The sequence below is a fragment of the Deltaproteobacteria bacterium genome, assembly GCA_016875225.1.
Taxonomy (GTDB): Bacteria; Myxococcota_A; UBA9160; order SZUA-336; family SZUA-336; genus VGRW01.
The window spans coordinates 12,781-39,447 of record VGRW01000028.1 but is presented as its reverse complement, the minus strand read 5'-3'; the positions used below and the strand labels follow the sequence as shown (position 1 = coordinate 39,447).

Sequence of the window (26,667 nt, the reverse complement as noted above, 5' to 3'; positions counted from 1 at the left end):
GCCACGTCTCGCGGGTGCGCAGCGAGGGTAGCGACCCTGTCTTCAGCCTAGCCCGAGCGCTCGCGCGCGCGACAGGGGCCCGGGTCGCCGGCAAGGCGCTGGCGCGCGCACGCAGAACGCCGCCTCAGACGGGGCTCTCGATCGCCGCGCGCCGCGCGAACGTGGCCGCGAGCTTTCGCGCGCGGCCCGGGGAGCTCGCGGGGCTGCGCGTGCTGCTGCTCGACGACGTCGCCACGACCGGCGCGACGCTGATCGAGGCCGCGCGCAGCCTGCGCCGTGTGAGCGGCGCGCGGCGGATCACGCTCGCCGCGGCGGCGGGCACGCCCGCCGTGGAAGCCCCGGCCGCGCCTCTGCTATAAAGCCGGCATGGCCGACACAATCAAGCTCAAGCGCAGCGTCACCTACAAGCACCAGGCAAACCTCGGCGAGGACGTCTCCGAGGAGCAGTTCTCGGCGGGCGACGAGTTCACCGTGCTCCAGGAGTGGGAGAGCGCCTGGCTCGCCAAGTCCGGCGACGGCAAGCTCTACAACGTCAAGAAGGACGAGGCCGAGCCCGCGTGATCAGCTCGGCGAGCGTCTTCACCAGGCGCTCGGGGTTCACCGGCTTCTTGAACAGCACGCCGTCGAGCCCCTCCAGTCGGCTGCGCTTGATCACGTGGTCCTGGTCGTAATAGAAGGCCGTCATCAGGACCACGGGCGTGTCGGGCGCCTCGCGGCGCGCGGCTTGGAATAGCTCGTAGCCGTCCATCTCGGGCATCACGACGTCCGAGAGAACCAGGTCGAAGCGCTCGCGGCGCATCCGTTCGATCGCCTCGCGGCCGTTGCCGACCAGAGCGACCTGCGCTCCTTCGGCAGCGAGGATCTCGCTCACCGATTCACGCACGGCCGGATCGTCGTCCACGACCAGGATCTTGCGGGCCTCGAGCGCGAGCGGAGCGGCTTCGGGCCGGGCGGAGAGATCGATCATCCGCGCCCGGCCGAGATACTCGGTGCTCGCGTAGCTCTCCTGCTGCGCCATCTCGTTCAGACGCCGGAGATTGGCCTCGATCCGGCGGATCTCCGTGCGGATCCTGGCCACGCGCTCGACCTCGCCGACCTCTCCCTTCGCGCGCAGGTGCCGCTCGAGCAGCGAGATCTGGCTCTCGATCACGGTGAGCGGGTTGTTGATCTCGTGCGAGAGGCCGATCGCGACCTCGCCGAGCACCGCGAGCTGGTCGCGGCGTTTGATCTCGGAGACGTCCTTCGCAAAGCCGATCGTCCCCTGCTCCACCTCGCTCGCGTCGTACACGATCACGCCCGAGATCGAGACGTCGATCTCGTGGCCGTCCTTGGCGACGAAGGTGGTGGGGAAGTTGACGACGCGACCCGGTCCGCCGTGCTCGGTGCTGCGCATCGCCGCCATCACGCGGCGCGCCTCTTCGAGCGACGGATAGAGCTCGACGACGTACCGCCCGATGATCTCGAGGCGGGAATAGCCGAGGTTCTCCCGTGCACCATCGTTGTAGTACTGGACCGTGCCGTCGGCGGCGGTCGCGACCACGATGTCGGGAGATACCTCGATCAGGCGCTCGAGGATCGCCCTGTCCAGCGGCATCGGCGGCAGTCTACCGCGCGCGAAGCGTGCGCCGCAACGCGTCAACCCGCTAGATCGGCTCGAGCCTGAGCTTGCCCAGCGACGCGCGCGCGTCGCGCTTCCAGACGGTGATCGCGAGCTGGTTCTCCCGGTCGGGCGAGAGCAGTCCCCACGGCAGCCAGAAGCGCCGCTGCGGCCCGCGCTCGAACCACGCGCGGCCGATCAGCCAGCCGTTCAAGTACAGATTCGCGCGGCCGCGGCCGGGATCGAAGCCGAGCCCGAGCGAGGTGCGCTCGGGGTCGATGCCCTGGAGCCGGAAGCTCGTCTCGTACACGCCCACGCCCTCGGGCGCGCCGGCCCAGCCGTGGGGCAGCACGACCTCCGTCTCGCCACCGCGCTCGATGCGCGCGAAATCGACGCGCGGCGTGATTCCGCGCTCGCCGAGAACGAGCCCGCCGCGGAAGCGCCAGCGCACGCGCGACGCGCCGGTGTCGAGCGAGGCGATTCCGCGCGGATTGCGGAAGTCGTCGGCGAAGCCCTTGTTGTGGCCCAGGCTCTCGACCAGGATCACGATCACGTGCGGGCCGGACTCGGCTCGGAACGCCCGGCGCAGATCGATCGAGCGGGCGCGAGCGCCGTCGGCGCCGACGCCGAGCGTGTTGCGGAGCTGCGCTCCTGACGCGACGAGCGCGCCGTCGATCCAGACCGAGTAGAGGTGGCGCGCGTCGAGCACCAGCCGGTCGAGCCGCCCCTCGAAGGTGCCGCGGTACCAGACGCAGCCGTAGTGCAGTCCGAGCGCATCCAGGTCGATCCGGCCCTCGGCGAGCGCGCGCGCCGGTATCTCCGCCCAGGACGAATCGTCGTACCCGGGCGCGAGCTGCGGGCTCGCGTTCGAGAAGCGAAAGGATTCCAGCCGCGGCAGGAGCGGCGGAAGCGAGGGCGCGACGGAAGTGGCGCCGGGCAGCTCCGGGCTCACGGCCACCAGCTCGCGCGTCGTCGCGTCGTAGACACGGATCTGCGTCTCCCAGGGGGCGAGCCAGTCGCGTTCGGCCTCGGGGAGCTTCAGGCTGACACGATCACGTGTCGGATTGCGCAGGAACACGTAGAGCCGCCGCGCGCCGATTCGCGTGCGGAAGTGCTGCGGGCAGAGGCGCTCGGGCGCCGGATCCGGATCGGTCGCCGCGAGATCCTCCTCGTGCTCGAGCAGGAACCGATTCAGGCTCCGCACCGCGTCGTGCCGCGAATCGATCGCGCCCGACTCCGCGATCGGCGCGCCGTAGTCGTAGGAGCTGTACACGTCGGGACTCGCGAGATACCCGAACGTCACCCCGCCGCAGTAGACGTAGTAGTTCCAGAGCGTGCCGCGCGAGGCGAGCGCCGCTTTCGTGGTGGCGTCGATCGAGTCGGCGCCGAGCCGCTCGCGAAGCTGCGCGTAGCCGACTCCGCCCCAGCCGTCGTACCAGCCGGCCTGGAGCTCGGGATAGAAGACCGGGTTCGCGAGGCGACCGTGCGCGTCGAGCGCGTCCTCGTCGATCGCGAAGTCGTCGAACGTGTCCGGTCGCGAGCGCCAGTCGTCGTCGAAGCGCGTGATCGGGTAGCGGTCGATCGCCAGCAGATCGACGTCGAGCTGGCGCCCCGAGAGCGCGGCCACGTCGTTGTGGAAGATCGGAACGCCGACGCCGAGCCGCCGCGAGAGCTCGTAGAGCTCGCGCATGTACGAGTTGCGCTGGCCGAGCTCGTCGTCGGAATCGCTCGGGAGCGCCGCCGAGAGCGCGCGCCGCCGCAGCCACGGCGAGCTCGCGAGCCGCGCGAGCCGCTTCGCTCCCAGCCAGCGGATCAACAGGTCCGCGATCGGGCTAGAGAGCATCGCTACGTGCGAGGGCACCGAGAACTCGTTCTCGATCTGGAACAGCAGCAGGTTCGAGCGCGAGGCGATGCGCGGCACCACCGCGCCGAACCACTCGCGCACCGCCGCCATGTACGGGGCCGAGTACGCGAAGCCCGCGGGCCGGCGACAGCGCAGCGCCAGGTCTGGATCGCGCAGCAGCCAGGCGGGAAGGCCGCCGAGGTCGACCTCGGCGCAGATGTACGGCCCCGGGCGCGCGATCAGGTACAGGCCGGCCGCCTCGATCAGATCGTGCAGGTGATCGATGTCGCGCAGATCCGCGAAGTCGTAGACGCCGGGCCGCTCGCTGTGGAAGTTCCACGGGTAGTAGACGTCGACTGCATTCAGCCCCGCGTCCTTCATCTTGGCGATCCGATCGCGCCAGAGCTCGCGCGCCGGCAGTCGGAAGTAGTGCAGCGAGCCGGCGCGGACGATCCGGCGCCTTCCGTCGACCCGGAGGCTGTAGCGGTCGAATTCGACGCGCAAGGATCTACTCGTTCGCCGCGAGCCAGCGCTCCGCGTCGAGGGCCGCCATGCAGCCCGTGCCGGCGGCGGTCACCGCCTGTCGATAATGCGGATCCATCGCGTCGCCGCAGGCGAAGACGCCCGGGATGTTCGTACGCGACGAGCCCGACTGCACGCGCAGGTAGCCCGCGGCATCCATGTCGAGGATGCCGTGAAACAGCTGGGTGTTGGGCTGGTGTCCGATCGCCACGAAGACCGCCCCGACGTCGAGCCGCGAGGTCTCCCCGCTTCGCACGTTGCGCAGCGCGAGACCCGTCACCGCCTGTTCGTCGCCGAGCACCTCCGCGATCTCGGTGTCGAAGACGAAGCGGATCTTCTCGTTGCGGCGCGCGCGCTCCTGCATGATGCGGCTGGCGCGCAGCTCGTCGCGGCGATGGATCACGTGCACGACCGTGGCGAAGCGCGTGAGGAAGAGGGCTTCCTCCATCGCGGTGTCGCCGCCGCCGACGACGGCGATCGCCTTGCCGCGGTAGAGGGCGCCGTCGCAGGTCGCGCACGCCGAGACGCCGCGGTTCAGGTACTTCGCCTCGGACTCCAGACCCAGCCAGCGCGCCGACGCGCCCGTCGCCACGATCACGCTCTCCGCTTCGAACCGCCGCGAATCCGTCTCGACGCCGAACGGTCGCCGCGAGAAGTCGATCGCGGTCGCGTCCTCGAAGAGCACGCGCGCGCCGAAGCGCTCGGCCTGCTTCTGGAGCCGCTCCATCAGCTCCGGGCCGGGCACGCCTTCGGGAAAGCCGGGGTAGTTCTCGACCTCGGTCGTGATCATGAGCTGGCCGCCGAAGGCGGCGCCGCCGACCACCAGCGGCGCGAGCTCGGCGCGGGCGGCGTAGATCGCGGCGGTGTAGCCCGCAGGCCCGCTGCCGACGATCACGAGCTTGCTCCGTTCGAGGGGCTTCGTCACGAGAAGCGGATCTCGCGGATCTCGTAGGAGCGCTTTCCCTTGGGCACCACGACTTGCACCTGGTCTTCCACCTGTTTTCCGATCAACGCCCGGGCCACGGGGCTGGTCACCGAGAGCAGGCCCTTCGAGATGTCGGCCTCGTCCTCGCCGACGATCCGATAGGTCAGCTCGTCTCCTGAGTCTAGATCCTCGAGCACGACGGTCGTCCCGAATCGAACCCGGTCGGGCGGCTGGCCCGAGACGTCCACGACCTCGGCGCGCGCGAGCCGGTCCTCGATCTGGCGGATTCGCGCTTCGATCATGCCCTGCTTGTCCTTGGCCGCGTCGTACTCCGCGTTCTCGGAGATGTCGCCGTGCTCCCTGGCGCGCCGGATCGCGTCCGAGATCGCAGGACGCTCCACGCCTTTCAGCCGCCGGAGCTCCTCCGACAGCATCTCGTGCCCCTCGCGGGTCATGTGCACCTTCGTGACCAGTCAGCGCTCCTCGCGCCCAAGGTTGGGTCGGCCCGCTAGCGCTGTCAACGCGATGGCGTCGGTTCACGGGGGCCGGTTTGCACGGTAGACTCACGATCCCTCGCCGAGGAGAGAAGACCGTGCCGATGACCCAGAGACGCCGCCTCGCCGTTCCCCTGCTCGCGGGTTGCCTTGCCGCGATCGCCCTCGCGTGTGGATCCGAGACCCCGCCGAGCGCGTCGGGCGCGACCGCGATCCGGGCGATGCGCTTTGCGGGGGTCGATCTCGCCTGGGCTCTCGAGCGGATTGCCGCCGAGTCCGGGCTGCCGCTCGTTCTCGACGAAATCCGAACCGAGGACAACACGCCGGATCTCGGGCTGTACCGAGTCGACGTCGAGTAGCCGGCGGGCCCGGTCGACGTCGCGCTGCGCGAGCTAAAGAAGGCCGCGGGCGGAATCGACTACGAGATCGCGAGCGGAACGCTGTACGTGCGCAGCAACCTGAGCGTGACCGCGAAGACTCCGATCGACCTGCCGTTGCTCCCGAAGTCGAGCTTCAAGGGGACGATGGCCGACCTCATCAATTACATCCTGGTCACGATCCCGACCAGCTACGTGGTGATCGAGCGGGTGTACGGTGACCCCGAGCCTCCCACGGTCGAGTTCGAGATCGCCGAGAAGGCCAGCGTCAAGGACGTGCTGCTCCAGTACGCGCAGGCCTCGGGACTGGGATGGACGATGTATCGGGCCGGGAACGTGATCAACGACCCGACCCAGGGCAAGGCCGTGGTCGGCACCACGATCCAGGTGCGGTATCCGCGAACCTCGACCTCGCGCCGGCCCCAGGTGTTCAACCTGGAGTCGACGGTGGGCGCGCTGGCGAGCACGTCCGCGCGACTCCAGGTGCCGCTCCTGGTGCTCGATCGCTCGGTGATCCTGAACACGCGCGGATTCCTGAACCTGTCGAGTCAGCGCGAGCAGAAGCTGCCGCTGGTGGAGAACCTGGACGAGCTGGCGCAGTCCGGCTGGGGTCCCGAGCGCTGGCACTTCAAGTGGAAGATGGAAGACGGCGTGCCGGTGATCGAGAGCCGGGACTACCTGCACCGCCTCGCGGGGCGCGACCTGCTTCACGGGGAGCTCCTGGCGGGCGAGTTCGAGGGCAGCCTGCCGGAGTTCGCGCGCTGGGCGAACTCCCACATGAAGAATCCGTCGCGCGAGATTCTGATGGGCGGCGAGATCGTCGAAGAGATGCCGCGCGGGAAGATCACGATCGCGCCCGGGACGACGCTGCAGCAGGCGCTGATCGCGTTCGCGAAGAGCTCCGGAGTGTCGCCGTACGTCGTGCTGCTCGGAGATGTCAATCCGCTGAGCGGCAAGCAGATCGCGCACCCGAACGCCTGGCGGGGAGCGTTCCTGCAGGACCTGGGCGAATGGCTGCCGACGGAAGAGGAGCTGCGGCGTGCGACCGGGGTCAACCCCTAGATCGGACCGCCCGTCCTAGGTCAGCCGCTCCTCGAGGACGCGGATGATGTATCCGATGATCAGCAGGTTCGGCAGGCGGCCGCGCATGTCATCGAGCTCGAGTCCCTTGCGCGCGCACTCGTCGGCGAACTGATCTCCGTACGACGCGAAGAACTCGAGCATGTCCATGCTCACGTTCTTCGCGAGCATCGTGTTGATGTCCGCGGAGTCGAGGTCGTCGAAGAGCTCGGTGAACTCCAGCGCAATCTCTCGACCCGTCATCTGCACACGTCCATCTGCGCGATCCCTTCGACTCGGCGTTGGCGACGGCGGACCGGAGCCGTCGCGCGCAGCGATCATGCCAGCGGCAAAGCGCCGGAGTCAACGCCGTTTCCGACGAGGAATCGCGGAGATACGCCCTCCGGGGAGCTCCGGAGCGCAGCTGCACAGGCGTTTTCGACGCAAGTACTCCGCTACAGGCTCGGCGACTCACGGGTTTCGCGCGGATCACCGCGAAACTCGATCTCGAGCGCGCCCTCGTCGTCGGGGATCGCCGGAGAGCCCTCGAGCAGCGACTCGCGCACGAGCACCGGCGCGCCCGTGCGCAGCGCGACGGCAATCGCGTCGCTCGGACGGGCGTCGATCGAGAGCGAGCGCCCGCGCGATTCCACCTCGATCACCGCGTAGAACGTGCCCTCGCGGAGCTCCGTCACGAGCGCGCGGCTGACGCGCCCCTCGAGGCCCTCGAGCAAGTCCTTCCACAGATCGTGAGGATTGGGCCGGACGATCGGCTCGCGCTCGAGGGCGCTCGAGATCGACTGCGCCTCGAACTCGCCGATCCAGATGCGCAGGCTGCGCCCGGCATCGCCGTCCTCGACGAGGTCCACGACGGGAGTGTAAGTCCGCGGATCGAGTCGGACTCCCGCTACGTGCACGGCGCGCAACGTTTCGCTCGCGAGCTCTGGCTGGCACGCCGGCGCGAGCACCACGCAGGTCGCGAACGCGAGCACGCGGAGGTGTGATCGGCTCGAACCGGATCCGCTCGGCAACTGCGGCCCTCCCGCGTCTACCCCCGGTTCGGAACCGTATCACGAACGACGGCGCGCATGAGCACGCACCATCTTCGGTGTAAGCTCGCGGCAATGGCAGAAGCGCGGACCGTCACCGCACTCGTGCTGGGTGCGATCACCCGTGACCTCCAGGCGGGGAGCGAGAGCTCGCCCGGAGGTGTGGTGCACTACGCGGGTCGCGCGTTCGCCGCGCTCCGCGCGCGCACGCGAGTGGTCACACGCGTGCGCGAGGCGGACGCCGCGGAGCTGCTCGCTCCGCTCGTCGCGGCGGGAGTCGAGATCTGCGCTCTGCCGAGCGCTTCCACCACCACCTACGCGAACGACTACAGCGGCAGCGAGGATCGCCACGACCTGCTCGCGACTTCGGATCCGATCGGACCGGACGATCTGCCGGCTTCGTGGCGCAGCGCCGACGCGATCCACCTCGGCCCGCTGCACCGCGACGACATTCGCGCCGAGACGCTCGCGACCCTCTCGGGCTTCACGGGGATCGACCTGCAGGGTCTCGTGCGGCTGGCGGGCGAGCACGGCACGCGGCTCGCCGCGAATCCCGAGCTGAAGGACCACCTGGCCCACGTGAACGTCGCCAAGGCCAGCGAGGAGGAGCTCGCGGTCCTGCTCGAGGATCGCAGCCTCGAGGCCTTTCGTAGCGCGCACGGACTCGACGAGCTTCTCGTGACGCGGGGCGAACGCGGCGCGCTGGTCGTGACACGATCGGGTGTCACCGAGATCGCGACCCCACGGGTTCCGCGGCGCTTCCCGGTCGGCGCCGGCGACGTCTTTCTCGCCGCCTACCTGTACGCGCGCGCGAGCGGACGGAGTCCGAGCGAGGCGGGTGGCTTCGCTGCGCAGAGGAGCGCCGCTCACGTCGAGCACGGCCTCGCGGGCGCGTCCGGTAGAGGTGAAGCGGGGCCATGAGCGGTCGCGCGCTTGCTGGACTCGCCGCGGGCCTGCTGCTGGTCGGCTGCCTCGGTACGCTCCACATCGACCCGCAGCCGCCGGAGCCCGCGCCAACCCCGGTGCCCGACCGCTTCGTCGCGGAGCAGCCGCCGGAGCTCGTGGCGTCCGACGTGGAGGGTTGTCAGGCCGCGCCCGCGCTCGACCCGACGCTGCACTACTGCGAGGCGAGCGAGTGCTGGTACCGCTTCGCGATGAACCGCTGGTATCTCGCGTTCGCCTGGAACGGCAACTGGTTCCCGGTGAGCCGTGCGGAGCTTCCGCCGGGACTGGCGAAGATCACGCCCGCGACCCGGGTCGAGACCGTGAAGACCCGCGAGGAGCGGCTCGAGGAACTCGAGCGGAAGCTCGAGAAGCTCGAGGGCGAGGAGCTAGACGGCGAGCAGCAGGCGCCGTAGCTCGCCGACGCTCGCGGCCAGAGACGTCGGTGACGGCGCCTGCAGCTCCTCGCACGTTCCGTACCCGTAGGTGACGGCGATCGAGTCGATGCCGTTCGATCGCGCGCCGTGCACGTCGTGCTCTCGATCTCCGACCATCACCGCGCGGCGGGCCGCCTCTCCGCCGAGTCCCGCGAGCACGGCGGCGATGATCTCGGCCTTCGCGACCCGGGTGCCGTCGAGATGGCTGCCGACGACGAGATCGAAGTGCCGGGCGAGATCGAAGTGCTCGAGAATCCGCTCCGCGAAGACGGTGGGCTTGGAGGTCGCCAGGCAGACGCGCCGGCCCGACTCGCGCAGCTCGCGAAGCAGAGCCGGGATCCCGTCGTACACCGAGTTCTCGTACAGGCCTTGCCGCGAGAAGTACTCGCGGTAGTCGTCGACGGCGCGCTTGGCCTCCGCGGCAGCGAAGCCGAGCCGCTCGCTGAACGATTGCGCGAGCGGCGGGCCGATGAACGGCTCGAGCTGATCGGCGTCGGGCGGCTCGATTCCGCGCTTGCGCAGCGCGTACTGCACGGAGCGCGTGATGCCAGGCTTCGGATCGGTGAGCGTTCCGTCGAGATCGAAGAGCACCGCGCGGAAGCGCGCGGATCCGCCGACTCGCGCTCCGCTCACTGTGAAGCCTCGGTGATCTCGATCATCCGCTCCAGTGCCCGCCGCGCGTCGCTCGCGACGCGCTCGCGACCCGCCGCGTCGAGCCGCTCTCGCGCTCCGCTGACCTCGTCGACCATGTCACCTGCCAGCACCCGGTTCAGGTCGGGAACACGGCCTCGCGACAGAAGATCGAGAAGCGCGACGAGATGGGGCGGATCGTTCCGCGACATCGTCGCGCAACCGCAGCCGGCGAAGGGCTCGTCGGGAACGTCGGCGAGGTGGACGACGCTCACGCCGCGAACGGCCGACTGCTCGCGAAGATTTCGCACGAAGTGACCCTCCGTGCCGACCGCGACGCGGGACCCGGGCTCGAGCTTCATCACGTGCGACCAGAGCCAGCTCGTGGAGCCGCTACCGTCGGCCAGATCGACGACCTCCTTCGGCGTCTCCGGGTGCACGACGACGGAGTATCCGCGCGCGCGCCAGTGGGCCACGTGCGCGGGCTTGAAGATCGTGTGCACGCCGCAGAAGCCGCCCCAGAGGATCAGCTCCGCGGAGTCCAGCGCCGCGACCTGCGCGGCCGAGACGTCTGCGCCTTCGTGCCCGGCCGGGAGCAGCGCGATCCGCGCCGGATCGATGCCGACGCGCGCCGCGACGTTGCGCCCGAGGTGCTGGTCTGGAACGAAGAAGATCCGCCGCCCCTGCGCGCGCGCCCAGCGCATGATCGCGGCGGCGTTCGAGCTCGTGCACACCGCTCCGCCCGTGCGCCCGGCCAGCGCCTTCACGCGCCCCGAGGTGTTCATGTACGCGACCACCAGCAGGTCGTCTCCGAAGCGCGCGCGGAGTTTCTCGAACGCAGGCGCCAGCATGAACTCCTTGGCCATCATCTCCATGGTGCAGCCGGACTTCGGATTCGTGATGAAGACCTGTTGGTCTGGCCGCGCGAGGAGCGCGATCGACTCCGCCATGAAGTGCACCGCCGACTCGACGAAGATCCGCTTCTCGGGGTGGAGCACGGCTTCGCGCGCCAGCTGATAGGAGTCGGCGACGAGCCCTCCGTAGCGCTCGACGAGCTTCACGATCTCGCCGCCCATGTAGTAGTGCGCGAGCAGGATCAGCTCGGGCCCCAGCGCCGCGCGCGCGCGCTCGATGTAGCCGTCCATCCACGGCAGCACCGTGCCTGGCAGGCGGTCCGGCAGCGCCAGGTACTCCTCGGCGTACGGCTTGAACTCGGGCTGATACCAGTCGAGCGGAAGATCGGTCTGGCAGATCGGCACGTCGGGAAGGACGGTCATGCTTCGGGGGGATGGCATGGCCGGAAACCTAGCATGCGCAGAGCGGGGTCAGATCTGGCCGGCTCGCGTCAGATGGTCGGCGGAAAACTCGACGGGCTTCTCGAGCGCCGCGGTTCGCAGCTCGCATTCGCGCACCGCGCAGCCGCTACAGTGAGCGGGCTGACACGGGTCGAGGTGGACGATGAACTCGGCCTCGCTCTCGAAGGCGCGCCGGAGCTCGGCCTCGAGAAGATCGCCGCTGCGGTGCGCATCTTCCATGGTGAAGTAGCGCGGCACGACCAGGTGCAGATCGACGTGGTGGCGGTGTCCGGACGCGCGGCTGCGCAGCTGATGGATGTCGCACCACTCCGGCCTTCGCACCGACTCGATGCGCTGCGCGAGCCGGACCAGGAGCGAGAAGTCGGCCTCGTCGAGAAGCCCGGTGAGGGAGCGGCGCACGACCGCGCCGCCCGCCCAGAGGATGTTCCCCGAGACGAGCAGCGCCACGATCGGATCCAGGAGGGTGTAGCCAGTGAATTGCACCACCACGAGCGCTGCGATTCCCGCGGCCGTGGTGACGGTGTCGGTCAGCACGTGGATGCCGTCGGCGCGAAGTGCCTGCGAGTGCTCGCGCCGGGCCACGCCGAGCAGGAACAGGCCGAGCGCGAGATTGGCGACCCCCGCAGTCGCCGAGATCGCCACGCCCGTGCCGATGTGCTCGAGCACGGCGCCGCTCACGATCCGGCGCACCGCTTCGATCGCGATCAGCAGCGCCGCCGCGAAGATCATCGCGCCCTCGATCATCGCCGAGAGCGTCTCTGCCTTGCCGTGCCCGTACGGGTGGTCCGCGTCCGGCGGGCGCCGCGAGACCGCGACCGTATAGGTCACGAGCGCCGCCGCGATCACGTTCACGACCGACTCCGCCGCGTCCGCGAGAAGCGCGACCGAGCCGGTGGACAGGTACGCGGCGGCCTTCATCCCCAGGATCGCGACGCTCGCGACCAGCGAGACGACCCCCGCGCGGACGGCGGCATCCCCGCGTCTGATTGCGACCGAACTCACCCGGACACCATAGCGCCCCTGGCGAGCGAGCAGGCGCTGCCCGGGGGCGCTATGCTGCGGCGCGCTTCGGGGCGTAGCGCAGCTTGGTAGCGCGCTTGGTTCGGGACCAAGAGGTCGCCGGTTCAAATCCGGCCGCCCCGACCAGATCTTTCCTAGCGGCCTCGCTTCGTGTCCTCGGGTGCGGGGCTCGCGGGCGGGGCGCCGGGCAGCGGCCGATCGGCGTTGGTCTTGATCCGGATCGACGGCCACGGCGAGGCCTCGCGGCTCGGCTCGCGGCGCAGGAGCGCGCGACACACGCCGTTCTCGAGCCGGCCTGTCGCGGCCATGGCCCCGGCCACCGAGAGCGCCGGGGCGCCGGTCGTGAGCGAGGCGCCGCTCACCAGGGACTCGCGGACCGCCCAGGGCTCGAGGTCCGGGCGCGAGCCGCTGACGAGAAGCGCTGCGCCCGCGGTCAGGCCCACGGCGGCAAGCGAGCCCGCGTGCGGGGCGACGCGTCGGTCCGCGATCGAGGACCGGTCGTTGCGCGGGTTCGACACGGCCGCGGAGATCTGACCGTCGACCTGGACGCGCTGCGGCAGCGAGAGGTCCGGCGCGCGCTCTGCGGACGCGGCCACGTCTGCGATGACGAGCGCGCGGAGCGGGCGAAGCAGGACGTCGCTGCTCTCCGCGTCGAGCCACGGATCCCAGACGACCCCCGTCCCGCCGCCGTTCTGCTCCAGCCAGGACTGGCGCCAGTGCGACGGGTACGCGCCGCTCTCGCCGGGCTCGTCGCCCGGACCGCAGATCGCGATCGCGCAGTTGTCCTCGGCGAAGAGCAGCGCGTCGTGCAGGATCCAGTGCGGCCGCTCGCCGGGCCACGCGCAGGTCAGCACGCGGGCACGCTCGCCGACCGCGTAGGCGATTCCCGCCGCGCGCGCCCAGGTCGAGCTGCGCAGCTCGGCGGGCAGCGCTTCGGAGTCGGCCATTCGCGGATCCTGATCGGAGTCGCGGGCGAGGCTCGTTCGCGGATTCTCCTGCACGTCGACCGCGAGGATCTGCGCGCGCGGCGCGACGCCGAGCGGCAGGCCCGCGCCGCCAGCCCCGGCGGCGAGCGAGGCGAGAGCGGTTCCGTGGCCCCAGGTCCGCCGGGTGCGATCCGAGGCGCCGTCCCAGTCCGTGACGTCGCCAACGACACCGAGCGCGAGCCGGGCCGACGCTCCGTCGCGAGCGATCGCGAGCTGCGCAAGGTTCGCGCCGAAGCGATCCCCCGGGACTCCGTTCCCGTCGAGATCGTCGCCGTCGCGCTCCGAGGCCTTGTCGAGCAGGTTCCCCGCCAGAGCCGCGTGGTTCACGTCGATGCCCGTGTCGATCACCGCCAGCCTGACCCCGTCGCCCTGCTCGTCGCTCCAGACCTGCGGAGCGCCGATCGCGACGAGCTCGCCAGGCGCGGCATTCGCCGCGACTCGATTCGAGCTCGCGCGCGAGACACTCGAGCGATAGGCATCGGTCTCGGGATCGACGATACGAGTCACTTCGCCGAGCGCAGTCGGCCAGTCCGCGCCGGCCCGCACGCGCAGGAAGGCGCCATCCGCGGGCAGGTAGCTCTCCGGGTATACGTTCGCGTCGCCGCGCAGCCAGCTCACGGCCTGGTAGAAGTTGGTCTGCTCGGGCAGATCGATCGCGATCCACAGTCCGAGACCGACGGCATCGCGCGCGCCCGTGCGATCGAAGGGGAAGGCGGGAAGCGCAAGCGCGGAGAGCGCGCGCAGCTTGGCGTCGAGGGACGGAAGGCCGACGCCCGCTCGCGCGACCGGCTCGCGGAACGGCTCCGGAAGCTCGCGAAGCTTGAACAGCACCACGCCGCCCTGGTACGGATCGGCCACGGGAAGAGTGCGCGAATCGGTGTAGGTCAGCTGCGCCTCGGCGCGCAGTTCGCCGGCCTGACACAGGACGGAGACGGGCGCGGCAAAGGCGGGCGAAGGCAATCGAATGCCCTCGGGGCCGAGCTCGAGCGCTTCCCCGTCCGAGAGCTGACAGCTGGCATCGGCCGCGCCCGTGCCCAGGACACGAAGGGTCGCCGTCTCGCCCAGACGCGCGCTCGAATTGCGCGGCTCGATTCGCAGCCCGTCCGCCGCGCCCGGCGCCGGCGCAGGCCGCCAGAGCGGCGCAAGCGCGGGCAGCGGCGACAGAACCGTCGCGCAGCCGCAGAGCCAGAGACACACGCCCGCCCAGACGAACCCGAGGAATCCCCTTCTCATGCGGGAGTCTTCGGGAAAAGTCGCCTGGAGCTTATGCCCGGTTCAGTCGACGAACGCGCGCAGCACCCTCGCCCGGCTCGGATGCCGCAGCTTGCGCAGCGCCTTGGCCTCGATCTGGCGGATGCGTTCGCGCGTGACCGCGAAGTCCTGGCCGACCTCTTCGAGCGTGTGGTTCGAGCGCTCGCCGATGCCGAAGCGCATCTTGAGCACCTTCTCCTCGCGCGGCGTCAGCGTCGAGAGCACCTTGCGCGTGTGCGCGGCCAGGTTGCGCTGGATCACCTCGTCGGTGATCGAGAGGCGCTTCTTGTCCTCGAGGAAATCGCCGAGGTGGCTGTCCTCGTCCTCTCCGATCGGCGTCTCGAGGGAGATGGGCTCCTTGGCGATCTTGAGCACCATCTGCACCTTCTCGAGCGGCATCTCCATCTCTTGCGCGATCTCTTCAGGCATCGGCTCGCGACCGAGCTTCTGCACCAGATAGCGCTGCGCACGCACGAGCTTGTTCATGGTCTCGATCATGTGCACGGGGATGCGAATCGTGCGCGCCTGGTCGGCGATCGCGCGCGTGATCGCCTGCCGGATCCACCAGGTCGCGTAGGTCGAGAATTTGTAGCCGCGCTGGTACTCGAACTTGTCGACGGCCTTCATCAGGCCGATGTTGCCCTCCTGGATCAGATCCAGGAACTGCAGCCCGCGGTTCGTGTACTTCTTGGCGATCGAGACCACCAGCCGGAGGTTGGCCTCGATCAGCTCGCTCTTCGCCTGCCCCGCGCGCTCCTTCGCGCGCTCGAAGACGACCAGCGAGTGGCGCGTCTCTTCGAGCGTGCAGCGGGCCTCGTGCTCGATGGTCTGGATCCGGCGCTGGCCGGCCTGCACGTCCTTTTCGGCGACGAGGATCGCCTCGGCATTGCCCCCCAGCTTCGCCAGCGCCTTCTTGCCCGGGATCGAGCGGCGGCGCGATTGCGACGCGAGCGTCAGGAACGCCTCCGGATCCGCGACACCGAACGGCGTCACGATCGCGCGAAGCTGCCGGAACTCCTCCTCCAGGTTGCGGATGAAGCCGTGCAGCTCCTCGGCGAGCACGTAGATCGACTCCTTGAGCATTCCGGTCTCGCGGATGCGCTGGGCGTTGCGCATGCGGATCTCGTCGATCTCACCCTCGAGCCGCGCTCGCGTCTCCTTGCTCGTGCGCGGGTTGGAGAGCACGCGCAGGCGCCGCTGCACGTCGGCCTGTGCGCGGCGAAGCTGAGTCAGGACTCCCAGCAGCTTCTGCTTCTTGTCGTCGAGCGTCTCGGTCTCGCCCTCGGCGATCTGCGGGAACAGATCCTTCACCTCGCGCTTGCCGCGGCGGATGTCGTCGCCCATCGCGAGCAGCTTCTCCACCGCCACGGGGCTCTTCAGGATCTCGGCCAGCGCCGAGTTCTCGCCGCTCTCGATGCGCTTTGCGATCTCGACCTCGCCCTCGCGCGTGAGCAGCGAGACCGCGCCCATCTCGCGCAGGTAGACGCGCACCGGATCGTTGGAGCGATAGCCCTCGTACTCCTCGGACGAGGACGGCCGCCTGCGGGTCTCGGGCTTGCGCATCATCACGGGTGGCTGCCAGGCGCGAACCGCGACCGAATGGCGCCGGAAGAGCGCGAGCACCTCTTCGAGCTTCTCTGGCGCGCCGAGCACGTGATCGGGGAGGACGCGCAGGAGCTCGGTGCCGTCTACGTGACCGTTCTCCTTCCCCTTGCGCAGAAGCTGCCGGAAGCTCTGCGGGTGGGAGCCGTCTCCAACACCGTTGTGCGTCGAGAAGCGTCCGTTGCGCTTCGCGCCGGAACTCGGGGCGGCAGAACTCCGGCGTATCGCCTTGCCGGGTGCGGCAGTCTGCTCGACGAGTGCGTGCGAGTTGCGCTTCGGGGTGTTCGTCTTGGGGAGTTTGGGTTGTGCCATTTGGGGGGGAACTCCTTGGGCATCCGAGGGAAGAAAAAGTTAGACCTGCCGCACCTTCTTCTGCAGATCGTGCCGTCGGGACGTGATCCGCTGAAGCTCTTCGTCGATCTCGTTCTGTTCGGCCGGATCCGTGCAGGATCCACGCCGTTCCTCGAGCACGCGCTTGCTCGCCGTGAGCTTCGCGATCTCGAGCTTCGCGAGGCAGTCGGAGACGCTGCGCGCAGCGCTGCGCGAGTCGAGCTGCGGGGCCTCGGCGATGATCCGCCCGAGGAGCGCCTTCTGCTCGTCAGCGAGCTCCTGCGAGTCCGGGGACAGAAGACTTGCCGCCCCGCTGCGACCGCTCGAAGCGCAGGCGGCCTGCAGCTTGGCCAGCAGCTCCACTCCGGCGTCGTTCGGGAGCCAGTCGGATTCGAGCGCGTCGAAGAGCTCGAGCGTCTCGGGGTGCGCGGCGAGCGTGGCGATCAGCATGCGCGCGATCGGCGGGATCTCTTCCTGTCGGGGCGCGCGCGCGGTCGCTGCCGCGCCAGGCACCGGCCGCGGAGCTTCGCGTTCGGCGCCCTGACGCAGCGCCTCTTCCAGGGCGGCTGGCGGGATCTCGAGCCGGCTCGACAGCAGGCGCACGTAGGCGGCCCGTTCCACCGGGTTCGAGAGCGCGCGCAGATGGGGCGCAACACTTCGCGCGGTATCGGCCGCCGCCCACGCATGGCCCGCGCCTTCCTTCAGCGCGCGCTCGATCAGGTGGTCGAGCAGCGGCACCGCGCTCTCGACGCAGGCGCGCAGCGCGGCGACGCCCGAGTTCGCGACCAGCGTGTCGGGGTCCTCGCCGAGCGGAAGGAAGGCCGCTCGCACGCGAAGGCCCTCCGCGAGCAGGATGGGAAGCGCTCGCTCGGCAGCGGCCTGACCTGCGACGTCCCCGTCGAAGAGCAGCACGACTTCGGTCGCGTAGCGGCGAATTCGCCTGGCATGCGCCTGCGTCACGGCGGTTCCGCAGGGAGCCACGCCCTCGGGAAGTCCCGCCCGGTGCAGCGCGAGCAGGTCGAAATAGCCCTCGACGACCAGCACGCGCCCGCGCTCGCGGATCGCCTCGAGCGCCTGCGGCACGCCGAAGAGCGCGCGGCTCTTCTTATAGACGGGCGTCTCGGGGGTGTTCAGGTACTTCGGCGGCTCGCCTCCGAGGCCCCGCCCGCCAAAGCCCGCGACCTGACCGGTTGGCTCGAGGATCGGGAAGACGACCCGCGCGCGGAATCGATCGTAGTGGCCGTCTCCGCTTGGGCGCCTGGCGATCAGACCCGCGAGCTCGGCCTCTTCGACCGAGATGCGCGAGCGGCGCAGGTGCTGCAGGAGCCCGTCCCAGCCTTCGGGCGCCCAGCCGATCCTGAATCGCTCGGCGAGATCCTCGGGGATGCCCCGCGCAGCGAGGTACTTCCGCGCGGCCTCTCCCTCCGGACGTCGCAGGCTGTTGAGGAAGAAGGCGGCCGCGGCCTCGTTCGCGCGGAATGCCGCCGCCACCTGGCCTTCGTCGCCACCGCCGGTTTCGGGAACCGCGATCCCGAGCTCGCGCCCGAGCACGCGAATCACGTCCGGGAAGTCGAGGCCCTCCGTGCGCATGCGGAATGCGAACACGTCACCCCCGGCGCCGCAGCCGAAGCAGTAGAAGATCTGCTTGTCGGCGTGGACCTGGAACGAGGCGGTCTTCTCGTCGTGGAAAGGACAGAGCCCCCAGAAGCGGCTGCCCGCCTTCTTGAGCGTCACGTGCCGGCCGACGATCGCGACGATGTCAGCCCGGTCGCGGATCTCCGAAACGACGTTCTCGGGGATTCGGCCCACTCCGCCCTGCGCCCCCTACCCGTTCAGACCAACGTGGCATTCGACCCGACATGAGAAAGGCCCGGGCAGGGTCTGCCTCGGGCCTCATGCTGCTTCCTAAACTTGCGCCTTGAGCTTCTTCAGCGCTCGCTTCCGGGCGGCGAGCGTCTTCTTCTTGTTGCGGACGCTCGGCTTCTCGTAGTGCTCGCGCTTGCGAAGCTCGTACATCAGCCCGGCCTTCTCGCACTGCTTCTTGAAGCGCTTGAGAGCGCTCTCGAAGGACTCGTTCTCCTTCAGCTTCACACCAGGCAAAAGCACTCCTCGCTCTACGGCTCGCGGTGTTTCCTCGACCCGCCCCACTCCAGACGACCAGTCCCCGAAGCGGCACGCTGCAGGTGAGAAAGCGAAGGGGAGGACTGGGGGGCTTGCTCAGGTCATCGCGCGGCGCTGCGGGCGGAAGACTCGTCCTGAAACACGTTCCAGGCTGAAACCGATCCCCTCGCATCGCCAGAACATCCAACTCTTTCAGCTACTTACAAGGATGACCTAGCAGCGGCGGAAGCTAGCACAGGGCTTTTGGACCGCGCAACACTTGCCCGTAACAGAGGCCCCGGATGGCGATTGGTCGGGCCGGTTTCGCCCGCTCACGACGTGATTGGTCGGACCAATATCCCGCGCGCGGCCAGGTAGGTCTTGGCCTGCGGCACTCGGAAAGTTCCGAAGTGGAAGATGCTCGCGGCGAGAACCGCCGACGCGCCGCCGCCGGCGACGCCGTCATCGAGCGCCTCGCGCAGATGCTCGAGAGTTCCGGCTCCGCCGGATGCGATCACGGGAATCGAGACAGCGCGAGTCACTGCGCGCGTGAGTTCCAAGTCGTAGCCGTCGCGCGTTCCGTCCCGATCCATGCTCGTGAGCAGGATCTCGCCCGCGCCGAGTGCCTCGACGCGCGCAGCCCACTCGACCGCGTCGATCCCGGTCGGGCGCCGACCCCCGTGTGTGTAGACCTCCCAGCCCGACTGAGGAGCCTGCGAGTCGCGGCGGCGAGCGTCGACGGCGACGATCAGGTTCGCCGAGCCTAGCTGATCGGCAGTCTCTCGCACGAGATCGGGACGGACGACGGCCGCGGAGTTGACCGAGACCTTGTCCGCGCCGGAGCGAAGCAGAGCGCGAACGTCCGCGACAGATCGCACGCCACCACCCACCGAGAACGGGATCGTGAGTCGGTCGGCCGTGCGCGCGACCAGGTCGAGCATCGTCGCGCGGTTCTCGTGAGACGCGTTGATGTCGAGCAGGCAGAGCTCGTCCGCTCCCTGCGCGTCGTACGCCGCGCCCACCTCGACCGGATCCCCGGCGTCGATCAGGTCGACGAACTGCACGCCCTTCACGACGCGGCCGTCCTTCACATCGAGACAGGGAATGATTCGCTTGGTCAGCACGCCCGGAGCCTCGCGATCGCATCCTCGACGCGGATCGCGCCCGAGTAGATCGCCTTGCCCACGATCGCCCCGGAAATCACGCGCGCGCGAGCCAGCCGCTCAAGGTCCTCGATCGACCCCACGCCGCCGGAGGCCAGCACCGGAAAGGGCGAGCGGCGCGCGAGCGCGGCGGTGGCCTCGACGTTCGGCCCGCCGAGCAGGCCGTCGCGGCCGATGTCCGTGTGCAGAACCGCCGCGAGGGGAAGCTTCGCGAAGCGCTCCAGCACCTGCTCGACCGTCTCGGCGCGGATCTCGCGCCAGCCGCGCACGGCGACCCGGCCTTCGCGCGCGTCCAGGCCGAGGATGATCCGGTCCGGGAACAGGGTCGCAAGCTCCATCAGCAGCTCCGGCTGCTCGAGCGCGGCCGTGCCGATCACGACGCGCGCTGCGCCGGCCGAAAGGACCTCCTTGACTCGCTCGCGGGTTCGCATCCCACCGCCGACTTGCACCGAAAGCCGCGGGCAGGCCGCGAGAATCTTGCGAATCTCCGCGTCATTCCCGGCGCGACCGTCGCGAGCTCCGTCGAGATCGACGACGTGGACGCGTCGGGCCCCGGCAACCTCGAAGCCGCGGGCGACCTCGACCGGATCGAAGTCGTAGCGGGTCTCGCGGTCGTAATCCCCCTGCTCCAGCCTGACGACGCGGCCGCCTCGCAGGTCGATGGACGGGATCAGCTCCACGGCCGGACGTCCGCGACCAGCGCGAGCGCCAGCCGATTCGCACCATAGACCGCGAGATCTGCCGCGGTCACCCAGCGAAAGCCGCGCTGCCAGGCCCGGCCCAGGGAGCCGAGGTCTTCCGACAGGGCCCGCTGGGTCTCGTTGTAGACTCCCGACCAGAGCAGCACCCCGCCGGGCGCGCGAAGCTCGAGCTGGAACCAGACGGCGGCGGGCTGGTTCGTGCCGCCCGGCCCGCCGGTCCGCTCCACGTAGCGCCGCACCACGCCAGTCAGAATGGCGTCGGCCCCGAACTGACGGCGCAGCAGCTCTCCGCCAGCCGGGCCGAGGACTCCGGGCACGCGCACGGCCTCGTCGGGCGGAACGATCTCGAAGCTCGACGCCTGCGTCATGGCTTGAAGAAAACGCGTCGTGACCACTGCGGCCGCCTCGGAATCTGCGGAAGCACCGGCGACCGGATCGCTCGCGAACGGCAGGATCACGATCTTGCGGATCGCAGGCGGGGGCTGCGGCTCGCGAAGCTGGGTCGAGATCGGCACCGCACAGCCGAGCAGCAAGCCGACGGCGGCCGCGAGCACCAACGCTCTCACGGCATCCACGCGCAGAATCTCTCGAGTAGCTCGAGGCCCGCTCGCTGGCTCTTCTCGGGGTGAAACTGCACTCCGACGCAGCTTCCGCGCCCGATCGCCGAGGCGAAGCTCTCACCGTAGTCGGTTCGCGCCAGACAGAACTCGTCGGGAACGTTCGTCGCGCGATAGCCGTGCACGAAGTAGAAGTACCCCTCCGCGATCACCGGGTGATCGACCACCGGCTTCACCTGGTTCCAGCCCATGTGAGGTATGGGAAGCTCGCGGGACTCCGGGAAGCGTGCGACTCGGCCTGGAATGACGCCGATGCAGGGGCCGATTCCGCCTTCCTCCGCCTCTTCGAGCAGGACCTGCAGCCCGAGGCAGATGCCCAGAAACGGTCGGCCGGCAGCAACGTGCGCGCGAATCGCGTCATCGAGGCCCCCCTTCCGCAGCGCGGCCATCGCCTGGCTCACCGAACCCACGCCGGGGAGCACCACGCGCCGCGCCGCGCGCAGGTGGCTCCCCGAGTCGGTGACGCGCGGGCGCGCGCCGATCCGCTCGAACGCGCGGGAGACGCTGCGCAGATTTCCCATCCCGTAGTCGACGATCACGACCTCTTCGCCGGCTGCGCTCATAGCGAGCCCTTGGTGGAGAGCGCGCCGCGGATGCGCGGGTCGGGCGTGGTGGCCTGGTCGAGCGCGCGCCCGAGCCCCTTGAAGATGGCCTCGATCACGTGGTGCACGTTGTGGCCGTAGCTCCGCTCGACGTGCAGGTCGATGCCGCCGTTGCTGCTGAACGCGTACAGGAAGTCCTCGACCAGCGCCGCGTCGAAGTCCGCGACCCAGTCGCGCGCGAGTTCCACGCGGTACACGAGGTAGGGCCGGTTCGACAGGTCGAGATCGACCTGAACGCAGGCATCGGCCATCGGAATCCGGGCCGAGCCGAAGCGACGCAGGCCGGCTCCGTCGCCGATCGCGCGGCGCAGCGCCTGTCCGAGCACGATTCCCACGTCCTCGACCGTGTGGTGTTGGTCGACCTGCAGGTCGCCCTTGGCGCGCACTTGCAGGTCGAAGAGGCCGTGCCGCGCGAACGAGTCGAGCAGGTGGTCGAAGAAGGGCATGCCCGTCTCGATCTGCGCCTCGCCGCTTCCGTCGAGGCGAAGTTCGATCGTGATCTCCGTCTCGCGCGTCTTGCGAGCGACCGTGGTCTCGCGCTTCATTCGAATTCTCCTTGGGAGCAGTCGGCTAGGGAACCGGATCTAGGGCTTGCGGTCCAGCCCGGGCGGCCGGCTCTCCAGCCGGATCTCGAGCGCGCGCGAGTGCCCGTCCAGGCCCTCGAGGCGCGCGAGCCGGGTTGCAGCCGGCGCGATGCGCCGGAAGGCCGCCTCGCCCAGGTCGATCAGGCTGATCCGGCGCTGGAAATCCTCGACGCCGACGACCGAGAAGAAGCGCGCGGTTCCGCCGGTGGGCAGGACGTGGCTCGGGCCCGCGGCGTAGTCGCCGATCGGGACCGGGCTGAAGCCGCCCAGGAAGATCGCGCCCGCACAGTCGATTCTCGCAAGACAGGCGTCCGGATCGGCCACGCAGAGCTGCAGGTGCTCCGCTCCGTAGCGATTGGCGAGCTCGCAGGCCTCGACCAGATCGCGCGTCACGATCAGCAGGCTGCGATCGCCGAGCGACCTGCGCGCCGTGCTCTCGCGCGAGAGCATGGGAAGCTGCCGAGAGATCTCCGCCGAGACGGCGGCGGCGAGCTCGGCGCTCGGCGTGGCCAGCACGACGCTCGCGAGCGGATCGTGCTCCGCCTGCGCGAGCAGGTCGGCAGCGACGAAATCCGCGCGCGCCGCCGAGTCGGCGACGATGAAGACCTCGCTCGGGCCCGCCTCGGAATCGATGGCGACCTGTCCGAAGACCTGGCGCTTCGCCTCTTGGGTATGGGCGGTCCCGGGTCCGACGATCTTGTCGACGCGGTGGATTCGCTCGGTGCCGAAGGCCAGCGCCGCGATCGCGTGTGCGCCGCCGACGCGGCAGACGCGCGTCACGCGGGCCAGCCGCGCGGCCGCCGCGACCGCCGGGTGGAGCTGCTTTCCGGGGCTGCACATCTGCCGTTCCGGAACGCCCGCGACTTCTGCGGGAATCCCGAGCATCAGCGTGGTCGAGGCGAGCGGCGCCGCGCCGGCCGGAACGTAGAGGCCGACGCGGGCGATCGGCCGGACGATCTGGCCCAGCCGTTCGTCCGGCGCCCGACTCGTCCAGCTTTCCGGTACGTGGAGGCTGTGGAACCGGCGCACCCGCTCCGCCGCGAGCTCGAGCGCCTCGTGATCGTCTCGCGGCAGCTGGGTTGCGCTGGCCTCGAGCTCGGCCTCTGCGACCACGAGCTCTTCAGGTCGAAGGCGGTAGCCGTCGAACCGCTCGATCGCGTCGAGAACCGCGTCATCCCCGCGACGGCGCACGTCGTCCACGATCGCCGCGACCCGATCCTGAAGCTCGGCGCGCTCGACCGAGCGCCGCCGCTCAAGCGCGGCGAAGCGCGCTGCGAAGCCCGCGTCACCCGTCGCGACGCGCTCGATCACCGCTCGTGCCATGTGGCCGCCTACTCCGCCTCGCGGCGAATGCGACCGCCGAGCGCGGCGATCTTGGCCTCGATCCGCTCGTAGCCGCGGTCGATGTGATACACGCGCCGCACGCGCGTCTCGCCCGAAGCAGCCAGGCCCGCGAGCACCAGGCACGCGCTCGCGCGGAGATCGGTGGCCATCACCGGAGCTCCCGAGAGGCGGCAGGGACCGTTCACGACCGCGGTCTTCCCGTCGATCTCCACGTCCGCGCCGAGCCGGACCAGCTCCGGAACGTGCATGAATCGATTCTCGAAGATGTTCTCGCTGATCGCCGAGACCCCTTCGGCCTGCGTCAGCATGGCCATGATCTGCGCCTGCATGTCGGTGGGGAAGCCGGGGAACGGGGCGGTCTTGACGCGAAGACCCCGAAAACCGGCGGAGCGACGCACGCGCGCCCGGTCCGGCCCGACCTCCACCTCGAGACCGGTCTCGCGGAACTTGTCGAGCACGACTCCGAGGCTCTCGGGGGCGACCCCCGTGACCGTGACGTCGCCCCCGGGCAGCATCGCCGCCACCGCGAGCAGGGTTCCCGCCTCGATCCGGTCCCCAGCCACGAAGTGACGCAGGCCAGAGAGGCTCGTCACGCCCTGCACGACCAGGTGATCCGCGCCGGCCTGCTCGATCTGCGCCCCCATCGCGCGCAGCACCGTGATCAGCTCCGCGACCTCGGGCTCGCTGGCGGCGTTCTCGATCTCGGTCGTGCCTTCCGCGAGAACCGCGGCCATCAGCACGTTCTGGGTGCCGTTCACCGTCGGCAGATCGAAGACCACCCGCGCGCCGCGCAGGCGATTGACGCGCGCCTCGACGTAGCCGGACTGCAGCTCGATCTTCGCGCCGAGCGCGGCCATCCCCTTCAGGTGCTGGTCGACGGGCCGGGCGCCAATCGCGCAGCCGCCGGGAAGCGAGACGCGGGCGTGGCCGCAGCGGGCCAGCAGAGGTCCCAGAACCATGAAGGACGCGCGCATCGTGCGAACCAGATCGTACGGCGCCTCGATCTCGGTCGGCTCGCCGCCCTCGATCCGGAGCGTGTCGGCCGACTCCCAGCCGCCCCGAATGCCCAGTCCCGCGAGGATCTGGAGCATGGTGTCCAGGTCGCGGACGCGCGGCGCGTTGGCCAGTACCACGGGCTCGTCCGAGAGCAGTGACGCCGCCATCAGCGCGAGCACCGAGTTCTTCGAGCCGCTCGCCTGCACCGATCCGCGCAGTGGAACTCCGCCTTCGATCCGGAACTGGTCCATTCAAGCCTCCAGAAAGCGACCCACGACGACGCGCGGGATCCCGGCCAGGTCCGGGTACCGATCGACGGCCGCCGCGCCCGAAGCGCGAAGCAGCTCCTCCACCGCGTCGGCCTGCCCGACGCCGATCTCGAGCGCGAGATGCCCCGGCCGCTCGAGCAGCGCGGGCGCCTCGGCGCAGAGCCGGCGAACGGCATGCAGCCCATCCGGTCCGCCGTCGAGCGCCACTCTCGGCTCGTGACGCAGCTCCGGCGCGAGACCCGCGAGGTCGGCCTCCTGGACGTAGGGAGGATTCGAGACCACCAGGTCGAACGGCCCCGAGAGCACCCCGAGGCCGCTCGCCTCGACGAGCGTCACCCGGCCGCCGAAGCCGAGCTCGGCGAGGTTCTGACGCGCGATCTCCAGCGCGGCGGGCGAGCAGTCCAGCGCCACGATCTCCGCGTCGGGAAGCTCTCGCGCGAGCGCCGCACTCACGCAGCCGGAGCCGACTCCGAGCTCCGCGACGCGTCTCGGCTTCAAGTCGACCGCCACGCGCACCAGCGTCTCGGTCTCGGGCCTCGGGATCAGGACGTCGGGCGTGACGCGGAACTGCATCGACCAGAACTCGCGCACGCCGGTCAGGTAGGCGACCGGCCAGCGCTCCTTGGCGCGGCGGCGAACCAGCTCGCGGTAGCGCCCGCGGTCCTGCGCCGCGACCGGCTGATCGAAGGCCAGGTAGAGGTCCATCCGCTCCAGATCGAGCACGTGCGCGAGCAGCAGCTCCGCGTCCAGCCGCGGCGAGGGCACGTCGTGCTGCCGGAAGTAATCCGCGGTCCAGCGCACGAGGTCCATCAGCCTCCACTCCTCGGCGCTCATCGCGACTCCCGCAGCTCTTCGGCTTCGAGGCTCGTGCTCACCGCGTCGATCAGCTCGTCGATCTCGCCCTCGATCACGCGGTCGAGCTTGTGAAGCGTGAAGCCGACGCGGTGATCCGTGACGCGGTTCTGCGGGAAGTTGTAGGTGCGGATCCGCTCCGCGCGGTCGCCGCTGCCGATCTGCCCTTTTCGGGTCGCGGCGCGCTCGGAGTCGATGCGCTGCTGCTCCAGATCGAAGAGCCGCGCGCGCAGCACCTTGATGGCCTTGGCCTTGTTCTTGTGCTGGGACTTCTCGTCCTGGCACTGGACGACGAGCCCGGTCGGAATGTGCGTCACGCGGATCGCCGAGTCGGTCGTGTTCACGCTCTGGCCGCCCGGGCCCCCGGCGCGGAAGCGGTCGATGCGCAGGTCCTTCTCGTCGATCTGGATGTCCGCGGTGTCGGCCTCGGGCAGGACCGCGACGGTAGCCGTCGATGTGTGGATGCGGCCCTGCGACTCGGTGGTCGGAACGCGCTGGACGCGGTGAACGCCGCTCTCGTACTTGAGCCGCCCGTAGACGGCGGCGCCGCCGATGCTGGCGATCACCTCCCGGATTCCTCCGCCGTCACCCTCGGAGAGCGAGAGGACCTCGACGCTCCAGCCCCGACCCTGAGCGTAGCGGGTGTACATGCGGAACAGGTCGCCCGCGAAGAGCGATGCCTCCTCGCCGCCGGTTCCCGGCCGGATCTCGAGCACCACGCTCTTCTGGTCGCGCGGATCGCGAGGCGTGAGCAGCTTCACGATCTCGCCCTCGAGCTCGACCCGGCGGTCCTGCAGCGTGGAGAGCTCGGCCTTCGCGAGTTCCCGAATCTCGGGATCGGGATCGCCGGCGAGCTCCTCGTTCTCGGCGATTCCGGCGGCGACCTGCTTCCAGTCTCGGTAGGCGCCGATCAGCTCGCGCAGGCCGGCGAGCTCCTGGGTCAGCTCGCGGAGCTTGCCCGGGTCGCGGGCGAGCTCGGGCTGACCGAGCTTGTCCTCGAGCTCCTGGTAGCGAGCCTCGATTTCAGCGATGCGCTCGAACATGGGTCTTCCAGTCGGG

28 protein-coding genes and 1 tRNA gene are annotated in these 26,667 nt (G+C 69.9%); 7 read left to right on the top strand and 22 right to left on the bottom strand.

The genetic code is table 11. The features are described 5' to 3' along the window. The first annotated feature begins 14 nt into the window (after positions 1–14). Together FJ108_09150 and FJ108_09145 are read left to right on the top strand one after the other, a co-directional pair. Positions 15–359, top strand: coding sequence for a ComF family protein (locus FJ108_09150; protein MBM4336066.1), 345 nt, complete (start codon positions 15–17; stop codon positions 357–359). 7 nt (positions 360–366) lie between these two features. Then, positions 367–561, top strand: a complete 195-nt coding sequence (locus tag FJ108_09145) for a hypothetical protein (protein ID MBM4336065.1) — start codon at positions 367–369, stop codon at positions 559–561. On the opposite strand, the gene FJ108_09140 is transcribed toward FJ108_09145, so the two are convergent. Genes FJ108_09140 through greA form a run of 4 tightly spaced genes read right to left on the bottom strand, consistent with a single transcriptional unit; the run spans position 533 to position 5,360 of the window. Beyond that, entirely contained in the window at positions 533–1,594 is a 1,062-nt protein-coding gene (locus FJ108_09140; GenBank protein MBM4336064.1) for a response regulator, read from the bottom strand. The two genes, FJ108_09145 and FJ108_09140, sit on opposite strands and share 29 nt — an antisense overlap. A 49-nt stretch (positions 1,595–1,643) precedes the next feature. Continuing rightward, positions 1,644–3,944 carry a hypothetical protein gene (locus FJ108_09135; protein ID MBM4336063.1) on the bottom strand — a complete coding sequence of 767 codons (2,301 nt, stop codon included), beginning with the start codon at positions 3,942–3,944 and terminating at the stop codon, positions 1,644–1,646. A 4-nt stretch (positions 3,945–3,948) separates the two neighbouring features. Further along, entirely contained in the window at positions 3,949–4,887 is a 939-nt protein-coding gene (gene trxB, locus FJ108_09130) for a thioredoxin-disulfide reductase (protein ID MBM4336062.1), read from the bottom strand. Continuing rightward, positions 4,884–5,360, bottom strand: a complete 477-nt coding sequence (gene greA / locus FJ108_09125; protein ID MBM4336061.1) for a transcription elongation factor GreA — start codon at positions 5,358–5,360, stop codon at positions 4,884–4,886. Before greA ends, trxB begins: the two co-directional genes overlap by 4 nt. Positions 5,361–5,485: 125 nt before the next feature. Here greA and FJ108_09120 point away from each other — a divergent pair, with 125 nt between their 5' ends. Continuing rightward, complete coding sequence (locus FJ108_09120; GenBank protein MBM4336060.1) at positions 5,486–5,740, top strand: hypothetical protein; 255 nt, start codon at positions 5,486–5,488, stop codon at positions 5,738–5,740. A 165-nt stretch (positions 5,741–5,905) separates the two neighbouring features. After that, complete coding sequence (locus FJ108_09115) at positions 5,906–6,820, top strand: hypothetical protein (GenBank protein MBM4336059.1); 915 nt, start codon at positions 5,906–5,908, stop codon at positions 6,818–6,820. Positions 6,821–6,835: 15 nt separating this feature from the next. Here FJ108_09115 and FJ108_09110 read toward each other — a convergent pair whose 3' ends face one another. Together FJ108_09110 and FJ108_09105 are read right to left on the bottom strand one after the other, a co-directional pair. Further along, positions 6,836–7,081, bottom strand: coding sequence for a hypothetical protein (locus FJ108_09110; GenBank protein MBM4336058.1), 246 nt, complete (start codon positions 7,079–7,081; stop codon positions 6,836–6,838). A gap of 191 nt (positions 7,082–7,272) precedes the next feature. Beyond that, positions 7,273–7,848, bottom strand: coding sequence for a bifunctional nuclease family protein (locus FJ108_09105; protein MBM4336057.1), 576 nt, complete (start codon positions 7,846–7,848; stop codon positions 7,273–7,275). Positions 7,849–7,905: 57 nt separating this feature from the next. Between FJ108_09105 and FJ108_09100 the strand changes: the two genes are divergently transcribed. After that, the gene (locus FJ108_09100) at positions 7,906–8,787 is read left to right on the top strand and encodes a hypothetical protein (GenBank protein MBM4336056.1); all 882 of its coding nucleotides are present in this window, start codon (positions 7,906–7,908) and stop codon (positions 8,785–8,787) included. Further along, entirely contained in the window at positions 8,784–9,224 is a 441-nt protein-coding gene (locus FJ108_09095; protein ID MBM4336055.1) for a hypothetical protein, read from the top strand. The genes FJ108_09100 and FJ108_09095 overlap by 4 nt, the downstream gene beginning before the upstream one ends. On the opposite strand, the gene FJ108_09090 is transcribed toward FJ108_09095, so the two are convergent. From FJ108_09090 to FJ108_09080, 3 genes are read right to left on the bottom strand one after another with little or no spacing between them, the layout of a single operon-like run. After that, positions 9,198–9,878, bottom strand: coding sequence for an HAD family hydrolase (locus FJ108_09090; GenBank protein MBM4336054.1), 681 nt, complete (start codon positions 9,876–9,878; stop codon positions 9,198–9,200). The two genes, FJ108_09095 and FJ108_09090, sit on opposite strands and share 27 nt — an antisense overlap. Further along, positions 9,875–11,170 (bottom strand): quinolinate synthase NadA, encoded by a 1,296-nt coding sequence (locus FJ108_09085; protein MBM4336053.1) that lies wholly within the window; start codon positions 11,168–11,170, stop codon positions 9,875–9,877. The genes FJ108_09090 and FJ108_09085 overlap by 4 nt, the downstream gene beginning before the upstream one ends. Before the next feature lie 30 nt (positions 11,171–11,200). Beyond that, a complete protein-coding gene (locus tag FJ108_09080; protein ID MBM4336052.1) occupies positions 11,201–12,193 on the bottom strand; it encodes a cation transporter in 993 nt (330 codons plus the stop codon). 67 nt (positions 12,194–12,260) lie between these two features. Between FJ108_09080 and FJ108_09075 the strand changes: the two genes are divergently transcribed. After that, positions 12,261–12,337, top strand: a tRNA-Pro gene (locus tag FJ108_09075). An 8-nt stretch (positions 12,338–12,345) separates the two neighbouring features. Here FJ108_09075 and FJ108_09070 read toward each other — a convergent pair. The 13 genes from FJ108_09070 to prfA all read right to left on the bottom strand — a co-directional run bounded on the left by FJ108_09070 (position 12,346) and on the right by prfA (position 26,651). Continuing rightward, positions 12,346–14,430, bottom strand: coding sequence for a hypothetical protein (locus tag FJ108_09070; GenBank protein MBM4336051.1), 2,085 nt, complete (start codon positions 14,428–14,430; stop codon positions 12,346–12,348). 42 nt (positions 14,431–14,472) lie between these two features. Then, the gene (gene rpoD, locus FJ108_09065; GenBank protein ID MBM4336050.1) at positions 14,473–16,362 is read right to left on the bottom strand and encodes an RNA polymerase sigma factor RpoD; all 1,890 of its coding nucleotides are present in this window, start codon (positions 16,360–16,362) and stop codon (positions 14,473–14,475) included. A gap of 39 nt (positions 16,363–16,401) precedes the next feature. Continuing rightward, on the bottom strand, positions 16,402–18,189 hold the full coding sequence (locus FJ108_09060; protein MBM4336049.1) for a DNA primase: 1,788 nt from the start codon (positions 18,187–18,189) through the stop codon (positions 16,402–16,404). Positions 18,190–18,285: 96 nt separating this feature from the next. After that, on the bottom strand, positions 18,286–18,480 hold the full coding sequence (locus FJ108_09055; GenBank protein ID MBM4336048.1) for a 30S ribosomal protein S21: 195 nt from the start codon (positions 18,478–18,480) through the stop codon (positions 18,286–18,288). A 332-nt stretch (positions 18,481–18,812) separates the two neighbouring features. Beyond that, positions 18,813–19,604, bottom strand: a complete 792-nt coding sequence (gene hisF, locus FJ108_09050) for an imidazole glycerol phosphate synthase subunit HisF (protein ID MBM4336047.1) — start codon at positions 19,602–19,604, stop codon at positions 18,813–18,815. Beyond that, positions 19,598–20,323 carry a 1-(5-phosphoribosyl)-5-[(5-phosphoribosylamino)methylideneamino]imidazole-4-carboxamide isomerase gene (gene hisA / locus FJ108_09045; GenBank protein ID MBM4336046.1) on the bottom strand — a complete coding sequence of 242 codons (726 nt, stop codon included), beginning with the start codon at positions 20,321–20,323 and terminating at the stop codon, positions 19,598–19,600. The genes hisF and hisA overlap by 7 nt, the downstream gene beginning before the upstream one ends. Further along, positions 20,314–20,919: a hypothetical protein gene (locus FJ108_09040; protein ID MBM4336045.1), complete on the bottom strand. Its 606-nt coding sequence runs from the start codon at positions 20,917–20,919 to the stop codon at positions 20,314–20,316. Before FJ108_09040 ends, hisA begins: the two co-directional genes overlap by 10 nt. After that, positions 20,907–21,524 (bottom strand): imidazole glycerol phosphate synthase subunit HisH, encoded by a 618-nt coding sequence (hisH, locus tag FJ108_09035; protein ID MBM4336044.1) that lies wholly within the window; start codon positions 21,522–21,524, stop codon positions 20,907–20,909. The genes FJ108_09040 and hisH overlap by 13 nt, the downstream gene beginning before the upstream one ends. Then, a complete protein-coding gene (hisB, locus tag FJ108_09030) occupies positions 21,521–22,108 on the bottom strand; it encodes an imidazoleglycerol-phosphate dehydratase HisB (protein ID MBM4336043.1) in 588 nt (195 codons plus the stop codon). The genes hisH and hisB overlap by 4 nt, the downstream gene beginning before the upstream one ends. Positions 22,109–22,147: 39 nt before the next feature. Continuing rightward, the gene (gene hisD / locus FJ108_09025; GenBank protein MBM4336042.1) at positions 22,148–23,458 is read right to left on the bottom strand and encodes a histidinol dehydrogenase; all 1,311 of its coding nucleotides are present in this window, start codon (positions 23,456–23,458) and stop codon (positions 22,148–22,150) included. Between the two features lie 20 nt (positions 23,459–23,478). Beyond that, positions 23,479–24,738 carry a UDP-N-acetylglucosamine 1-carboxyvinyltransferase gene (gene murA, locus FJ108_09020; GenBank protein ID MBM4336041.1) on the bottom strand — a complete coding sequence of 420 codons (1,260 nt, stop codon included), beginning with the start codon at positions 24,736–24,738 and terminating at the stop codon, positions 23,479–23,481. After that, positions 24,739–25,590 (bottom strand): peptide chain release factor N(5)-glutamine methyltransferase, encoded by an 852-nt coding sequence (gene prmC, locus FJ108_09015; GenBank protein MBM4336040.1) that lies wholly within the window; start codon positions 25,588–25,590, stop codon positions 24,739–24,741. After that, positions 25,587–26,651: a peptide chain release factor 1 gene (prfA, locus tag FJ108_09010; GenBank protein ID MBM4336039.1), complete on the bottom strand. Its 1,065-nt coding sequence runs from the start codon at positions 26,649–26,651 to the stop codon at positions 25,587–25,589. Before prfA ends, prmC begins: the two co-directional genes overlap by 4 nt. Positions 26,652–26,667: the final 16 nt, after the last annotated feature.

Bases quoted from the DNA above. Each gene is read 5' to 3' on its own strand.
- FJ108_09145 (MBM4336065.1), top strand. From the start codon at position 367: ATGGCCGACACAATCAAGCTCAAGCGCAGCGTCACCTACAAGCACCAG.
- FJ108_09140 (MBM4336064.1), bottom strand. From the start codon at position 1,594: ATGCCGCTGGACAGGGCGATCCTCGAGCGCCTGATCGAGGTATCTCCC.
- FJ108_09120 (MBM4336060.1), top strand. From the start codon at position 5,486: ATGACCCAGAGACGCCGCCTCGCCGTTCCCCTGCTCGCGGGTTGCCTT.
- FJ108_09115 (MBM4336059.1), top strand. From the start codon at position 5,906: ATGGCCGACCTCATCAATTACATCCTGGTCACGATCCCGACCAGCTAC.
- FJ108_09110 (MBM4336058.1), bottom strand. From the start codon at position 7,081: ATGACGGGTCGAGAGATTGCGCTGGAGTTCACCGAGCTCTTCGACGAC.
- FJ108_09100 (MBM4336056.1), top strand. From the start codon at position 7,906: ATGAGCACGCACCATCTTCGGTGTAAGCTCGCGGCAATGGCAGAAGCG.
- FJ108_09095 (MBM4336055.1), top strand. From the start codon at position 8,784: ATGAGCGGTCGCGCGCTTGCTGGACTCGCCGCGGGCCTGCTGCTGGTC.
- FJ108_09085 (MBM4336053.1), bottom strand. From the start codon at position 11,170: ATGCCATCCCCCCGAAGCATGACCGTCCTTCCCGACGTGCCGATCTGC.
- FJ108_09070 (MBM4336051.1), bottom strand. From the start codon at position 14,430: ATGAGAAGGGGATTCCTCGGGTTCGTCTGGGCGGGCGTGTGTCTCTGG.
- rpoD (MBM4336050.1), bottom strand. From the start codon at position 16,362: ATGGCACAACCCAAACTCCCCAAGACGAACACCCCGAAGCGCAACTCG.
- hisH (MBM4336044.1), bottom strand. From the start codon at position 21,524: ATGAGCGCAGCCGGCGAAGAGGTCGTGATCGTCGACTACGGGATGGGA.
- hisB (MBM4336043.1), bottom strand. From the start codon at position 22,108: ATGAAGCGCGAGACCACGGTCGCTCGCAAGACGCGCGAGACGGAGATC.
- murA (MBM4336041.1), bottom strand. From the start codon at position 24,738: ATGGACCAGTTCCGGATCGAAGGCGGAGTTCCACTGCGCGGATCGGTG.
- prmC (MBM4336040.1), bottom strand. From the start codon at position 25,590: ATGAGCGCCGAGGAGTGGAGGCTGATGGACCTCGTGCGCTGGACCGCG.
- prfA (MBM4336039.1), bottom strand. From the start codon at position 26,651: ATGTTCGAGCGCATCGCTGAAATCGAGGCTCGCTACCAGGAGCTCGAG.